13 protein-coding genes are annotated in these 15782 nt (G+C 36.9%); 12 read left to right on the top strand and 1 reads right to left on the bottom strand.

The annotated features are described in order from the left end of the window. Positions 1-284: 284 nt before the first annotated feature. From ODQ17_RS00460 to putP, 11 genes are all read left to right on the top strand, one after another. Positions 285-848 (top strand): TetR/AcrR family transcriptional regulator, encoded by a 564-nt coding sequence (locus tag ODQ17_RS00460; RefSeq protein WP_004792769.1) that lies wholly within the window; start codon positions 285-287, stop codon positions 846-848. A gap of 466 nt (positions 849-1314) precedes the next feature. After that, complete coding sequence (locus ODQ17_RS00455) at positions 1315-1626, top strand: ArsR/SmtB family transcription factor (protein WP_002121379.1); 312 nt, start codon at positions 1315-1317, stop codon at positions 1624-1626. Between the two features lie 398 nt (positions 1627-2024). Continuing rightward, a complete protein-coding gene (gene sstT, locus ODQ17_RS00450; RefSeq protein WP_151768068.1) occupies positions 2025-3227 on the top strand; it encodes a serine/threonine transporter SstT in 1203 nt (400 codons plus the stop codon). Between the two features lie 4 nt (positions 3228-3231). Beyond that, a complete protein-coding gene (locus tag ODQ17_RS00445) occupies positions 3232-3912 on the top strand; it encodes a YoaK family protein (RefSeq protein WP_151768069.1) in 681 nt (226 codons plus the stop codon). Between the two features lie 3 nt (positions 3913-3915). After that, a complete protein-coding gene (locus ODQ17_RS00440) occupies positions 3916-4452 on the top strand; it encodes a DUF2058 domain-containing protein (protein ID WP_322900994.1) in 537 nt (178 codons plus the stop codon). A gap of 365 nt (positions 4453-4817) precedes the next feature. Continuing rightward, positions 4818-6665 (top strand): ABC transporter ATP-binding protein, encoded by a 1848-nt coding sequence (locus ODQ17_RS00435; protein WP_322900993.1) that lies wholly within the window; start codon positions 4818-4820, stop codon positions 6663-6665. Next, positions 6665-7105, top strand: a complete 441-nt coding sequence (locus ODQ17_RS00430; protein ID WP_013198101.1) for a MaoC family dehydratase — start codon at positions 6665-6667, stop codon at positions 7103-7105. Before ODQ17_RS00435 ends, ODQ17_RS00430 begins: the two co-directional genes overlap by 1 nt. A gap of 107 nt (positions 7106-7212) precedes the next feature. Continuing rightward, a complete protein-coding gene (locus tag ODQ17_RS00425) occupies positions 7213-8238 on the top strand; it encodes an AraC family transcriptional regulator (protein ID WP_004792780.1) in 1026 nt (341 codons plus the stop codon). Between the two features lie 37 nt (positions 8239-8275). Continuing rightward, a complete protein-coding gene (gene gcvH, locus ODQ17_RS00420; RefSeq protein WP_005069578.1) occupies positions 8276-8650 on the top strand; it encodes a glycine cleavage system protein GcvH in 375 nt (124 codons plus the stop codon). Positions 8651-8741: 91 nt separating this feature from the next. Further along, complete coding sequence (locus ODQ17_RS00415; RefSeq protein ID WP_322900990.1) at positions 8742-9449, top strand: SIR2 family NAD-dependent protein deacylase; 708 nt, start codon at positions 8742-8744, stop codon at positions 9447-9449. A 400-nt stretch (positions 9450-9849) separates the two neighbouring features. Then, positions 9850-11340: a sodium/proline symporter PutP gene (putP, locus tag ODQ17_RS00410; RefSeq protein WP_005304658.1), complete on the top strand. Its 1491-nt coding sequence runs from the start codon at positions 9850-9852 to the stop codon at positions 11338-11340. 33 nt (positions 11341-11373) lie between these two features. On the opposite strand, the gene ODQ17_RS00405 is transcribed toward putP, so the two are convergent. After that, positions 11374-11862, bottom strand: coding sequence for an Lrp/AsnC ligand binding domain-containing protein (locus tag ODQ17_RS00405; RefSeq protein WP_005304655.1), 489 nt, complete (start codon positions 11860-11862; stop codon positions 11374-11376). Positions 11863-11986: 124 nt separating this feature from the next. Between ODQ17_RS00405 and putA the strand changes: the two genes are divergently transcribed. Continuing rightward, positions 11987-15739, top strand: a complete 3753-nt coding sequence (gene putA / locus ODQ17_RS00400; RefSeq protein ID WP_322900988.1) for a trifunctional transcriptional regulator/proline dehydrogenase/L-glutamate gamma-semialdehyde dehydrogenase — start codon at positions 11987-11989, stop codon at positions 15737-15739. Positions 15740-15782 lie beyond the last annotated feature (43 nt).

Below are 15782 nucleotides of genomic sequence, written 5' to 3'. Positions count from 1 at the left end.
ATTACTCATTAAATTTACCTGCAAATCCTTAAATAGCGCGTAATTAAAGTTATTAAGCGTAAGAAATTTTGAAATCAAAATTAAAAATAGAAAACCTTATTATTAGAGAAATAGCATACCTCATACTTACTTTTTCCTTAAAATTTAAACGATACCGTTTAAAAAAATAATATCTTTTTTCTATCAATAACAAACAATACCTTGTAAAATTAAACATCCAGATTCTCATTAATACAGATCACAGTTCAAGCGAATAGCAATTCATTTGTGAGAGGCTAAAAAATATGTCGAAAAAAGATGACATTATTAACACCGCATTAAGACTTTTTAACTCGTATAGCTATAATTCTATAGGGGTAGATCGCATCATTAATGAATCTGGCGTTGCAAAAATGACTTTCTATAAGCATTTTCCATCAAAAGAAAAATTAATTGAAGAATGCCTACTTCTACGGAATACGCTTTTACAAAACTCTCTGACTTCTGCCTTATCACAACATGATGAGTTAGACCCTCTCGCGAGAATTAAAGCAGTATTCTTATGGTATTCTGACTGGTTTAATAGTGAAGATTTTAATGGCTGTATGTTTCAAAAAGCTTTGGAAGAAGTTTTAAAACAGTATCCGTCAACACACCAACCTGCTACGTTGTATAAAGCTTGGTTGACTCAACTTATGCAAAATCTTCTTAATCAATATGATGTAAAAGAACCAGGTCCTTTATCTTTACTACTCGTTAATATATTGGAAGGTATGACGATTCAAGCTCAAGTCGAACATGGTTCAATAAAAATTTATGATTATTGGAATCGAGTTGAAAAGTTAATCGACTTTGAAAGAGCCGCTTAAAAATAAAGCGTGATGTTCTTCTTCTTATATTAATGTTCTTCTTATCTATCACGCTGCGTCTGAAAGTCATTTTGGTTCAAAATTAGACGTTTTTTTCGACCCTACCGAACCAAAATATACAGACCTGTCTGTACAAAGCAGATTATATATTTAAAAAATAAAAACTCAATCATTTTTTATAATTCATTTATAGATAAATTAGATTTAACTATTTATCAGAGTGAAATAGCAGTTATTTCATATTAGCTTCAATTCACTTATACTTAACAATTAAACTTATAACACAATGCAACACTTTAGACACAAAAGAACTACAAACAACTGTTTTTAATTAAAAATACTACTTATTTATCAGTTCCCCTTATATTGCTTTTCAACAAAAACAATTGGATTGATTAGTTTTGCTACATTCATTTGTGCAAGATCAATCTATACTATGCCCGCTATATTGATATAGGTATAAAGTATGAAAGATGGACTCCAAATTGAAGAAATGAAAAATGCGGCTGATTCAGTCGTTGGAATTCTCAAATCTTTGGCGAATACAGATCGTTTATTAATTTTATGTCACTTAGCTTACGAAGAGCTAAATGTCTCACAAATTGAAGAGAAGACCCAAATTACACAGCCCACTCTTTCACAACAACTTATGATGCTACGTAAAAGTGACGTTGTATCAACTCGTCGTGATGGTAAGCAAATTTTTTATTCTATTAAGGACGACAATATGCATTCAATTTTAAATACGCTTCACCAACTGTACTGCGCAAGTAAATAATATCTTTAAACTATAAATTTATAATAATATTAGTAATTTCCTGAAATATGCGATTTTTCAGCTTGAAAGCTTAGAGTTTAGTCCAAGCACAGAGTTTTGAAAATTCGCGTAGCTTTTCCAAAGTCTCACTGGTCCCCTTTATTATTTCATCTATTCATTTCTCTGCGATTTGATAGTTATTTGATATAACTCTTTTTCTGACGAACAATTAACAAGCAAAACAATTAACGAGAAAAGTTAAATTTCAATAATAAATAAAATTAAAACAATAGTTTAATATTACCAATCACTATAAAAAAATCTAGTTAGCATAAAAAAGCTTAAGATTCACTTAACTTAAGTATAAAATACTCCGCTTGTTCAACCTTTAGCCATGAATAGGTTAATAAGGTCTTTATATGCTTGAATTCTTTTCTCGATTAAGCTTGGTAGCCAAGATTATTTTCGCCATTATTTTAGGTATTGGCGTTGCATTATTATTTCCAGACGTTACGCCATATTTAAGTTTGTTTGGTGAGCTTTTTATTAAAGCATTAAAATCTGTTGCGCCTATTTTAGTTTTTGTATTAGTACTTTCCTCTATCGCCAACTTCCAAGTCGGTCATAGTGCAAATTTACGTCCAATCTTGATTTTATATGTAGTAGGTATGTTGCTTGCTGCTTTCACAGCTGTGATTGTTAGTCTTTCTTTTCCTAGTACTTTGTTCCTTAACACTGTTTCGCACAATGATTTGCAAGCCCCAGGAAGTCTAGCCGATATTTTAAAAAATCTGCTTTTGAGCTTTATTGCGAACCCTGTTCAAGCAATTAGTGAAGCAAACTTTATCGGTATTTTAGCTTGGGCAATTGGCTTAGGTTTGGCTATGCGCCATAGCTCAGAAACCACCAAAGAAGTAATGCAAGATGTTGCTCATGCTGTCAGTGCTATTATTCATAAAGTAATTGCTTTTGCACCTGTTGGTATTTTTGGTTTGGTTGCAGTAACTTTTGCTGACGCGGGCCTCGCGACTCTTGAAAGTTACGCGCAATTATTAATAGTACTATTGGGTACGATGTTCTTTGTTGCTTTAGTTATTAATCCAATTCTTGTTGCACTTACCATACGCGGGAATCCGTACCCTCTTGTGTTTAAGTGTCTTAAAGAAAGTGGGATTACTGCTTTTTTCACACGAAGTTCAGCAGCCAACATTCCAGTTAACCTAGATTTAGCAGAACGCTTAGGTGTTAATCCATCTACAGCAAGTGTGTCCATTCCGTTAGGTGCCACAATTAATATGGCGGGTGCAGCAGTGACAATTACTGTACTTACGCTAGCAACTGTACATACGCTTGGAATTCATGTTGATTTTGCAACAATGCTTATTTTATCAGTTGTTGCTACAGTTTCAGCATGTGGTGCTTCTGGTGTAGCTGGTGGTTCTTTACTTCTGATTCCAGTAGCGTGTAGTCTATTTGGCATTTCAACTGAAATTGCTATGCAAGTCGTGGCTATTGGTATGATTATTAGTGTATTACAAGACTCTACAGAAACAGCGCTTAACTCTTCTACGGATGTTTTATTTACCGCAGCTGTAGATATTCGTTCTAAACAAGCTTCTTAAACACATGCCATTTCAACGTCTACCAAACTGGTTCCAGCTCGGAGCCTTTTTACTGGCATTCAATGCCGGAATGATTAATGTATTAGGGTTAATTACCCTTTTGCATCAATCTATTTCACATATGACTGGCAACGTTAGTATGCTAGCTATGAGCTTGGTAGAGTGGCAGCCAGAACATATCATTTTCTTGCTTCTAGTAATTATTTGTTATGTTTGCGGTTCATTTTATAGTGGTTTTATTTTAGGCAGCAGCCATTTTCGATTAGGTCGTCGCTATGGACTACCTTTGAGTCTTGTTGCCTTATTCATTTTTCTTTGTTGGCTATTACTTCCTTATTTTCCACGCTATGGATTATTATGGGCTTGTACAGCAATGGGCTTACAAAATGCGATGGTAAGCCATTATAAAGGAACCATTATTCGAACTACCCATCTATCTGGTGTTTTAACAGATATTGGTTTAGCACTTGGATATAAAGCCAGAGGCTTACCAGTAGAAAACCGACGTATTGTTTTACACTTACTTATTTTTACAGGTTTCCTGCTTGGTGGGATTCTCGCAGCGCTCGTACATCCGTATTTAAAGTTACAAGCATTTTTATTGCCAGCAACTTTAAGCTTAGTCTTAAGTATTTCTTACTGGGTAGTTTATCTCTATAGCCCTTCAACTTCACATAAGGATTAAGTCATGGTTAAAAATGCCTTACAAGCACAGCTACTGAAAGCTGGGTTAGTGGATAATAAAAAAGCAAAAAAACTAACAAAACAAGCTCACCATGAGCAACGTATCGGTCAAAGCGATGAACCAACAATCAAAGCAAATATTGAAAAAGCTCAACAAGAAAAGTTAGCTAAAGATCAGGCTTTAAACTTAGAAAAACAACAACAACTTGAGGAAAAATCCCTCAAAGCATCAATCATTCAAATGATTAAACATCATAAAATTTCAAATACTGAAGGTGATAGTGTTTATCAATTTATTGATGAGGGTAAGATCAAGAAGGTATATATTTCTCAGCAAGTATATAATGCACTTGTTAGCGGTAGCTTAGTCATTGCTAAAGATCAAGATCAATACGCTTATTTGCCAAAAGCTTTAGCTGAAAAAATCGAACAAAAAATGCAAGGTTTCATTTTAATGAATAATGCTGAGAAAAATGAACAAGCCACTGATGAAGAAGATCCTTATGCAGCGTATGTTATTCCTGATGATTTAATGTGGTAATACATACAAGGGCCTTTATGATGCAAATCTAAGGGCCTTTTTTGATTTGGGTTAAAAATATTAATTTAACAAATGTTCAAAATATTAAGAAAAAATACTTAAAGAATAAATTCCTTCACCACTTTATCTATTAATCCCGATATAATAAATCATAATTTTTTAAGTCCTCGCGACATTCTTGAAGATTTCTTCAGGTATCCAAATTTTACGTCATGTACAAATGAATGACGTACAACGTAATCAGTTCTGTGTATTTGCACATACTCAAAAGATCGACAGCTAAGTGATATTGATCTGACTGACTTTTTTGTAAATTTAATTGCAAAGACTTAATTAAGTGGCTTTTGTCTTAAAGGTAGTAATTCATGCTGAAGTGGTTTGAAAAACTTGTAGATCCCTACCCAACAAAAGGTCTGGATGAACCTTTACCAACTCGTTTTTTTCCATTTATTTGGCAAGCGACGGAAGGCTTACGCCCTTACTTATTATTACTTATTCTTTTTACAGCAGGTGCTGCAAGCTTTGAAGCCTTACTTTTTTCAAAGATTGGACAACTCGTAGATTGGTTAAGTAAAAGTCATCCTGAAAGTTTTTTAAGTCAACATGCAACTGATCTATTGCTTTTAATTGGTGTTTTATTTGCCAATATCTTCTTCATAAATATTCAATCTATTATTAAACACCAGATTTTATATAGTACTTTTCCAATGCGTTTGCGTTGGCGGTTCCATAATCTTTTATTGAAACAAAGCTTAGATTTTTTCCATAACGACTTTGCTGGAAGGCTTTCCGCAAAAGTTATGCAAACTGCTCTGGCAATCCGTGAATTCTGGATTATTTTGGGCGACATGTTGGCTTATGTCGCTATTTACTTTATTACGGTTAGCATTGTCCTTGGGGCTATTTCCCCTATTTTGTTAATACCACTTTTAGTTTGGTTAACTTTATTTCTCTTAAGTGCATGGTTCTTTATTCCTCGTTTAAGTAAAGTTTCGCAACAACAAGCTGATGCCAGAGCAGTGATGACTGGCCGTATTACCGATGCTTACACCAATATTCAAACTGTTAAGTTGTTTGCTCATGCAGGACGTGAGAGCCAGTATGCCAAAGCATCAATGAAAGAGTTTATGACAACAGTCTATGCTCAGATGCGTTTAGGCACTCTTTTTGAAATAAGTATCAACATGCTATCAGCTGTTTTATTTATTGGCGTTATTGGCACTTCAGTTTGGCTATGGACTCAAGGTTTAGCAGCATTAGGTGTAATTGCAGCGACTACTGCCATGATTTTAAAGCTGAATAGTATGGCTGAATTTATGATGTGGCATATGTCCGCGTTATTTGAAAATGTCGGAACCATTCAAGATGGTATGCAGACATTAGGTAAAAAAATCAATATTCAAGACAAAGCAGATGCAAAAACTCTTGAAGTTGCCAAAGGTGAGATTGTATTCAAAGATGTGAGTTTTGCTTATAACAATAAAAATGTAATTGATCACTTCAATTTACATATTAAAGCAGGCGAAAAGATTGGTATTGTTGGGCGTTCAGGTGCAGGTAAATCCACTCTAATCCAACTACTTTTACATTTTTATCATCTTAAAGACGGTGAAATTTTAATTGATGGCCAAAATATTGAAAATGTGACTCAAGATAGTCTTAGAGCAAATATTGCATTAGTAACCCAAGATACATCTTTATTACATCGCTCAGTGGCTGAAAATATTAAATATGGCCGTCCAGATGCATCTGATGCCGAGATGGAGAATGCTGTAAATAAAGCAAAAGCAGCCGAATTTATACCTCAATTGGTTGATTTAAAAGGTCGTAATGGATATCACGCTCAAGTCGGTGAACGTGGTGTAAAACTTTCTGGCGGTCAAAGACAACGTATTGCTATCGCACGTGTATTCTTAAAAGATGCGCCTATTCTCATTTTAGATGAAGCGACCAGTGCACTAGATTCGGAAGTTGAAGCAGCAATTCAATCCAGTTTAAATGACCTGATGGTTGATAAAACGGTTATTGCAATTGCACACCGATTATCTACTATTGCACAAATGGACCGTTTAATTGTTCTTGATGAAGGTCGAATTGCTGAGCAAGGAACACATGAAGAGTTAATTGCTCAAAATGGAATATATGCACAATTATGGAAACGCCAAACAGGCGGCTTCCTGTTTGAACAAAAAGTTTTACAGGGTCAAGATTAATGCTTTATTTAGAAGATTTGAAAATTGGTGATCGTTTCATTAGCCGTGAATATGAAATCACCTTAGATGAAATCAAAAAATTTGCAAACTCCTATGACCCTCAAATATTTCACACAGATGAAGAGCAAGCTAAGCATGACCCTATTTTTCAGGGGATTGCTGCCAGTGGTTGGCATACGTCAGCTATCACTATGCGTTTATGGACAGAATGCATGCCAATTCATGGCGGCCTCATAGGTTCCGAATCCAGCCTACGATGGCCACGCCCCACCCGACCTGGTGACAGAATTCATGTTGAAGCTGAAATTTCAGCTATCACACCATCCAAAACAAAATTAGATCGTGGTATTGTTAGTTACGTTACGCAGGCCTTAAATCAACACGGGGATGTTTTACTTATTTCAACAACAAAAATTGTTGTCTTTAAAAAAAATGTTTAAAAATGGTTGATATGATTGTCTAACAGTTTTTATAAACTCAGATTATATTTCATGACAAGATGTGTAAGAAATGCATGTGAAAAATTGATGAGAGCAATGGAACGCATATGAAAATTACCTCAGCTCGTCAAGATCAGGGTATTCCGGGTGTCTATGGCTTATTGCTATTAGATGTTGTTTCACGTTGGGGATACAACGACGAAACATTATTTGCTCCATTTCATCTTACCAGCGAGCAACTGGCTGACCCTGACTATCGTATTTCTACACCAGTAGCAAATGAACTAGTAAAACACGCTCTTAATTTAACTGGCGAAACTACGTTGGGTTACCATCTTGGTACTCAAATGCGTATTTCAATTCATGGCTTCATTGGCTATGCAATTATGACAGCCAAAGATATTACTGAAGCAATTGCTCTTGCGGCTCGCTTTATTCAGCTACGCTTACCCTTTTTACAATTATATTTCTCAACTTTTGGGCCTAAAGCAACCTTACAATTACAGTGTGATATTGAACTTGAACCTTTACGTACAGAAATCGTTTTAGGTTTAACCATTGGTATCATGAGCATGGCTAAAGCGATTACTGGTATTGAAGATTTAGCTGGTGATGTAGATTTAGATTTCCCAGAACCAGAAGGTTTTGACAAATATAGAAATAAGCTAAGCAGCACAATTCGCTTTAACCAACCTCATTTAATTTCAAGTTTTGATAAAAAATATTTAGGAATTAAATTGGTTAATGCTGACCCTATCGCAAGTCAAGTTGCTATTAATCAGTGCGAAGCTGAGCTATCCGCTTTAGGTGAACGCCGTCGTTTAGCAATGCGAGTTCGTGATATTTTAAGTAATTCTGAACAACATTATTTAAGCATCGAAAATGTAGCTGAATGTCTACATATGTCTGATCGAACGCTCAAACGTCAATTAGCAGCGGAAGGAACATCATTTTCAACGTTAGTTGATGAAGTACGTTATCGACATGCAACATCTTTACTTTCACGTACAGATTATAGTCTTGAACAAATTGCTGATGAACTTGGCTATTCGGATGTCGCAAATTTTAGCCGTGCTTTTAAACGCTGGAGCGGCCGCAGTCCGAGCAACTGGCGTAAAGACCCATACTTATAATTTTTAAAACTATTGGACACAAGCTTAAGGAGTTACCATGAATCATCCTTCAGAACTGAAGTATGCACGTACACATGAGTGGGTAAAGATTGAGGGTGATCTTGTTATTACAGGGATTACCGATCATGCACAAGATGAACTTGGCGATTTGGTTTACGTTGAAACTCCAGAAGTTGGGAGTAAAGTTACTGCTGGCGAACAAGCTGGTGTGGTTGAATCAGTAAAAACTGCTTCTGATATCCATGCTCCTGTTTCAGGCACTGTAGTAGAAGTAAATACTGACCTTGAAGATGATCCTGATTTTGTAAATGATGATCCATATGGTAAAGGTTGGATTTATAAAATCAAACCAGACAACATTGCAGATGTTGAAAAACTTTTAACAAATGCAGAATATGAAGCTGGCTTATAAAATATAGCTATAGCTTTTCATATTTAATAAAAACCAGTTTAGTCTTAAACTGGTTTTTTCTTTATCTATTCAAATTCAGTTTTACGAATCGGTGACTTCTATGACAAAGCTTGTTGTATTCTCTGGCGCTGGCATGAGTGCCGAAAGTGGAATTAGCACTTTTCGTGACAGTAATGGTCTATGGGAAAATTACGACATCCAACAAGTTGCCACACCTGAAGCATGGCAAAAGAACCCTGCTCTAGTTCAACGCTTTTACAATGAACGACGTAAAAATATTTTAGAATCTCAACCCAATTCAGCTCATCAATATATTGCAAAGTTACAAGACTATTTTGACGTTCAGGTTATTACTCAAAACATTGATGATTTACATGAACGTGCCGGAAGTTCCAAAGTTTTACATTTGCATGGAAAAATTCGTTTAGCAAAAAGTTCTGGCCCAAATGCACAATTTACAACTCAGTTTTATGACATTAACGGTTGGGAACTAGATTTAGAACATGACCTTTGCCCAGATGGTTATCCCCTTCGTCCACATGTTGTTTGGTTTGGTGAAGCTGTACCTGCTTATGAAGAAGCAATTAGAGTCGTGCAAAGTGCAGATATTTTTATTGTAATCGGCTCCACATTAAGCGTATATCCTGTTGCGGGTTTAGTGCATGAAATTGCAGCTCAATGTAAAGCTTACTATATAGACCCCAAAGCAGATCATGGACGTGTTCCTCAACAATACCAATTATTAAAGATGTCAGCGACTCAAGGAATGCATGAACTTTTTGAAAATTTAACCAATTAATTGCTATTTTTAAGGACTAAATAAATTTAATTTGAATAAAAATTACTATTTTTTAGATAAAATTTTTTAACATTGTTCTAATTTTGCTCAATAAAACTTTATCACTTAAGCACTTTATAACTAAATTTAGAGTTATTTTTTTTAAAATATTTTTATTTTCCACAAAATCTTTAAAAAATAAATATTAAAAAATTATAAGTTAATGATTAATATTATAATTTTCCTCTTAAAAAACCCACTTATTTCAACTTACACAAAGATACAAAAGTACAATATAAAAATAACAGAGCAAAAAAAATCTTTTGTGGTTGAATCTCAACCTCTTGAATGCCGTACAAGAAAACAGCGACCTGGATTAGGTTACAATCACGGATTATGGATATAAGGACACACATCCATCATGAGTTATTTTGATCCCACCCTCATCATGTTTATGGTGTACATCGTAGCAATGGTACTTATTGGCTTATTCGCCTACCGTGCTACAAGCGACTTCTCAGATTATATTCTCGGTGGTCGTAGTTTAGGCAGTTTCGTTACTGCGTTATCCGCAGGCGCATCAGACATGAGTGGTTGGCTACTCATGGGTTTACCAGGAGCAATTTATCTTTCTGGTCTATCTGAAGCGTGGATTGCAATTGGTCTTATTATCGGTGCTTGGCTTAACTGGCTACTGGTTGCTGGTCGATTACGCGTTCATACTGAAATTCAAAACAATGCATTAACTTTGCCAGATTATTTTACAAGCCGTTTTGATGACCAGAAAAAAGTACTTCGTATTTTCTCTGCCGTTATTATCTTGGTTTTCTTTGCTATTTACTGTGCTTCAGGCATGGTAGCGGGTGCCCGTTTATTTGAAAATCTATTCGGCATGTCTTACAACACAGCCATTTGGCTCAGTGCTATTGCAACCATCAGTTATGTTTGTATCGGTGGATTCTTAGCAATTAGCTGGACTGATACATTCCAAGCTGGGTTGATGATTTTTGCCCTGATTTTGACACCAATCGTGACTTACCTTGCGATCGGGGACACAACTCATTTTGTTACCCTCATTGAAACTGCACGCCCGCATGCATTTAATCTCATCTCAGATTTTGGTGTGGTAGCAGTTTTATCCTCCATGGCATGGGGTCTTGGTTACTTTGGTCAACCACACATTCTTGTACGTTTCATGGCAGCCGACTCAGTAAAATCTATTCCTGCTGCTCGGCGTATTGGCATGACTTGGATGATTTTATGTTTAGGTGGTGCTGTCGGTGCTGGTTTCTTCGGTATTGCTTATTTCGAGCAACACCCTGAATTAGCAGCAGTTGTGAGTAAAAACCCTGAAACTGTATTTATGGAATTGACTAAAATTTTATTCAATCCATGGATTGTTGGTATCATTTTGGCTGCAATTTTAGCTGCTGTTATGAGCACGCTAAGCTGTCAACTTTTAGTATGTTCAAGTGCTTTAACTGAAGATTTATACAAAGGTTTCCTTCGTAAAAATGCATCTCAAAAAGAACTTGTATGGGTTGGCCGTGTCATGGTTCTTGTTATTGCTGTTCTTGCAATTATTCTTGCAGGCAACCCTGATAGCAAGGTTCTTGGTCTTGTTGCTTATGCATGGGCTGGCTTCGGCGCAGCGTTTGGTCCGCTTATCATCTTGTCATTGTTCTGGAAACGTATGAATTTACAAGGTGCATTAGCTGGTATGATCGTTGGTGCAGTTGTGGTTATTGGTTGGAAAAATCTTTTCGCAAGCACAGGTGTTTACGAAATCATTCCGGGCTTTATCCTTGCATTTATCAGCATCATTGTAGTGAGTCTTTTAACTAAAGCGCCAAATACGACTGTAACTGGACGCTTTGAAGAAGCAGATAAACTCTACAAAGAAAGCGTATAAATCATTAAAATAAATAAAGGGGCTTTGGCCCCTTTATTTATTTTTGGTTTTAATTTTAATTTTTGAAGTATCTTTGACTACCTGCATTACTGGATAACTCCGAGTTTCTTTCACGCCCGGTAACTGCCATAGCACCTGCCCGGCAATACGTCTAAATTCTTCCATACTGCCACTTCGTAATTTAATTAAAAAATCAAAACCTCCACTCACCATATGACATTCAACAATTTCCGGATAGTGAACCACAGCATCAATAAACTCATCTAAAACATTAGGTGTGGTTTTATCTAGTAATACTTCAACAAACACCAAAAAATTTGCATTTAATTTGACTGGATTTAATTTTGCTTCATAACCCAAAATGAAATCATCTTTTGTCAGCTTTTGAACTCGGGCCATCACAGCAGTTGGAGATAAATTCACAAGTTCGGCTAATTTACTGTTAGAAATACGCCCATCTGTTTGAAGAATATCCAAAATTTTTAAATCAGTGCGATCAAGGCTTAATATTGGGCCATTCATCTGAATTTTCCTCTAAAAAATGGGCTAAATATAGTGAGTTATTCGGTGTTTCTTCTGTAATGATAAATTATCTAAACCTCTCTACTCAAGATCTTTGTACGAGAGTCGGTTGGCGGAAACAGATATGAACACAATGGATACTTTTCATCAAATGGATAAATCTCACCAAGGCTATATCACCGAATTCAACGATAAAAGTGAGTTTGAACAACGCATCAATACAGCTTGGCGACGTGCTGAACCAGAAGCTGTAGAAGAGCTATTACAAGCTGCTGCGGTATCTGATGATTTAGATCATAAAATTTATGACCTTGCTTTTAATCTTGCTAATAATTTACGTGAACGTAAGACCTCTTCGGGTAAAGCAGGTATTGTTCAAGGGTTATTACAAGAATTCTCTCTTTCTTCACAAGAAGGCGTGGCACTCATGTGTCTTGCTGAAGCTTTGCTTCGTATTCCAGATTCTGCAACACGTGATTTACTTATTCGAGATAAGATTAACCAAGGTAACTGGAAAGAACACGTTGGCCAAAGCAGCTTAATGTTTGTAAATGCTGCGGCATGGGGCCTCATGTTAACTGGTAAGCTTATGGAAACTCCAAAGCAAACCAGTCTTTCAAGTGTACTTACTGGCCTTTTAGCACGTAGTGGACGTGGCATTATTCGTAAAGCTGTTGACGTTGCAATGCGTATGATGGGTGAGCAGTTTGTAACTGGTGAAACCATTGAAGAAGCTGTAGACCATGCTAAAGTACTCGAAGACAAAGGTTTTCGCTATTCGTACGACATGTTGGGTGAAGCAGCATTAACCGAACATGATGCTGAACGTTACTTTAACGATTATACGCAAGCCATTCATGCAATTGGTAAAGCATCTAATGGTAAAGGCGTTTATGATGGCCCGGGTATTTCAATCAAGCTTTCTGCTTTACACCCTCGCTATCAACGTGCGCAAATTGAACGTGTTCATCAAGAACTTTACGGCAAAGTATTTGAACTCGCTCTTTTAGCTAAAAATTATAATATTGGTTTAAATATTGATGCAGAAGAATCAGAACGTTTAGAAATTTCACTTGAGTTACTTGAACGTCTTTGTTTCGAGCCAGAGCTTGCAAACTGGAAAGGCATTGGTTTCGTTATTCAGGCTTACCAAAAACGCTGTTTCTTCGTGGTTGATTATATTATTGACCTTGCTAAACGCAGCCAGAAGCGCCTCATGATCCGTCTTGTGAAAGGTGCGTATTGGGATAGCGAAATTAAGAAAGCGCAAATCGAAGGTATGGATGACTACCCTGTCTTCACACGTAAAGTACATACAGATTTATCTTATATCGCTTGTGCTAAAAAATTACTTGCTGCGCCAGATTTCATCTATCCTCAATTTGCAACTCATAATGCTCAAACATTGGCAACGATCTATCAGTTAGCTGATCCGAGCAAATATTATGCGGGTCAATATGAATTCCAATGCTTACATGGCATGGGTGAACCGCTTTATGAACAAGTTGTTGGTCCACGCGAGCAAAATAAATTAGGCGTGCCATGCCGTATTTATGCTCCTGTTGGTAACCATGAAACGTTGTTAGCTTATTTAGTTCGTCGTTTACTTGAAAATGGCGCAAATACTTCATTCGTTAACCGTATTGCCGATAAAACACTTAAAGTTGAAGATCTTATCCAATCTCCAATTTATGATATTCGTCATGCTGCTAAGCTTGAAGGTTCAGTTGGTTTAAAACACCCATCAATTCCATTACCTTTAGATATGTACGGATCACTCCGTAAAAACTCTAAAGGCTATGATTTAGCAAATGATGCTCCACTTGAAGCTTTAGATAGCACAGCTCAACAGCTCCGTAATCGTATTTGGCAAAGTCATCCATTATTGGCAAATAACGATTCATTAGAGCCAAGTCATTCTGTTGCAATTACAAACCCAGCACAAAATGATGAAATTGTTGGGCATGTACAAGAAGCTGATCTTAAGCATGTCGAAATTGCATTGAATGCAGCAGAACAAGCTCAATCTGAATGGTCAAATACGCCTAAAGAACAACGTGCTCAATACTTAAAACGTGCAGCAGACCTAATGGAAAGCCGCATTCAAGAATTGATGGTTTTGCTTTGCCGTGAAAGTGGTAAAACTTATGCCAATGCGATTGCAGAAGTTCGTGAAGCTGTAGATTTCTTACGTTACTACGCAACTCAAGTCGAGAATCTTCCTTCAAATACAGTGATTGAACCCTTAGGTACAGTACTTTGTATTAGCCCATGGAACTTCCCTCTTGCAATTTTCTCTGGTCAAATTGCTGCCGCATTAGTGAGCGGTAACTGTGTTATTGCTAAACCTGCTGAACAAACGCCATTAATCGCAGCTCAAGCCGTTCAGATTTTATGGGAAGCTGGTATTCCACATGGTGCTGTACAGTTACTTCCTGGTCGTGGTGAAACAGTTGGTGCTCAGCTTAGCCAAGATAGTCGTATCGATGGCATCATGTTTACTGGCTCGACTGAAGTTGCCAAAATTTTACAGAAAACTGTTGCGAAACGTTTATCTGATAATGGTCAATCTATTCCTCTCATTGCAGAGACTGGCGGTCAAAACGCCATGATTGTGGATTCATCAGCATTAACTGAACAAGTTGTACTTGATGTTGTAAGTTCTGCTTTTGATAGCGCGGGTCAGCGTTGCTCTGCTTTACGTATTTTATGTGTGCAAGAAGACAGTGCTGCAAGCGTAATTAAAATGCTTAAAGGTGCAATGCAACAGTTGATCGTAGGTAACCCTGCAATTTTAAAAACTGACATTGGTCCTGTTATTGATGAAGAAGCAAAGCAGACGATTGACCAGCACATCCAGAAAATGAAGTCTAAAGGCTACCCTGTACATCAGTTGATGTTCGGTGCAACAAGCCAGAATGAATTAGATAAAGGAACTTTTGTTGTACCAACGGCAATTGAGTTACCTAATCTTGATGATTTGCAACGTGAAGTCTTTGGTCCAGTTTTACACATCATTACCTATAAGTATGGTGAACTCGAACAACTCATCTCACGTATTAATGCCAAAGGTTATGGTTTAACAATGGGTCTACATACCCGTATTGATGAAACCATCCAAACCGTCATTCAGCACGCTGAAGTTGGCAACCTCTATATCAACCGTAATATTGTCGGTGCTGTAGTTGGTGTACAACCATTCGGTGGTGAAGGTCTATCTGGTACAGGCCCGAAAGCTGGTGGTCCGCTATATATGTACCGCTTAATGCAGCACTGTTCAAACAAAGTACTGGCAACACCATTTGCCATGAAGAATGAGCAAACTGCTTTTGAAGGCTTTAACCGTGAGGTTTATCAGAGCTTACAAAATTGGGCGAAACAGCATTTACCGCAAGCAAATCGTGAGATTGAACCATTTGGTATAGGTAAATTCTATGAGTTACAAGGCCCTACTGGGGAAAGTAACCAATATATTATTTTGCCGCGTCATCGTGTGCTTTCAATTGCAGACACTGAACAAAATCAATTGCATCAGTTGCTCGCAATTTTTGCAGTGGGTAGCCAAGCAGCAGTAATGCCTAATAGTCCATTATTGGCAAAATACAAACAAACTTTGCCAAAAGATGTGCTTGCAGCAATTACTACGGTTAAAAACATCACATCAGATGATTTTGATGCAGTTTTACACCATGGTAACCGTGAAGAAATCTTCTCATTACAGCAAGAAGTTGCTAAGCGTTCTGGTGCAATTATTGGTATTACGCACGTTGAGCCAAATGAGAATATTCCACTTGAACGTTTAGTGATTGAACGTGCGATTAGTGTGAATACAGCTGCAGCTGGTGGTAACGCAAGCTTAATGACAATGACTGATTAATCGATAATTTTTCTAAAAAAGCCCAAATCTCAGTATTTGGGCT

The sequence above is a fragment of the Acinetobacter sp. IRS14 genome (assembly GCF_034650275.1).
Classification (GTDB): Bacteria; Pseudomonadota; Gammaproteobacteria; order Pseudomonadales; family Moraxellaceae; genus Acinetobacter; species Acinetobacter oleivorans.
Note: the sequence above shows the minus strand (reverse complement) of the source record. Positions and strands in the feature narration are given on the sequence as shown.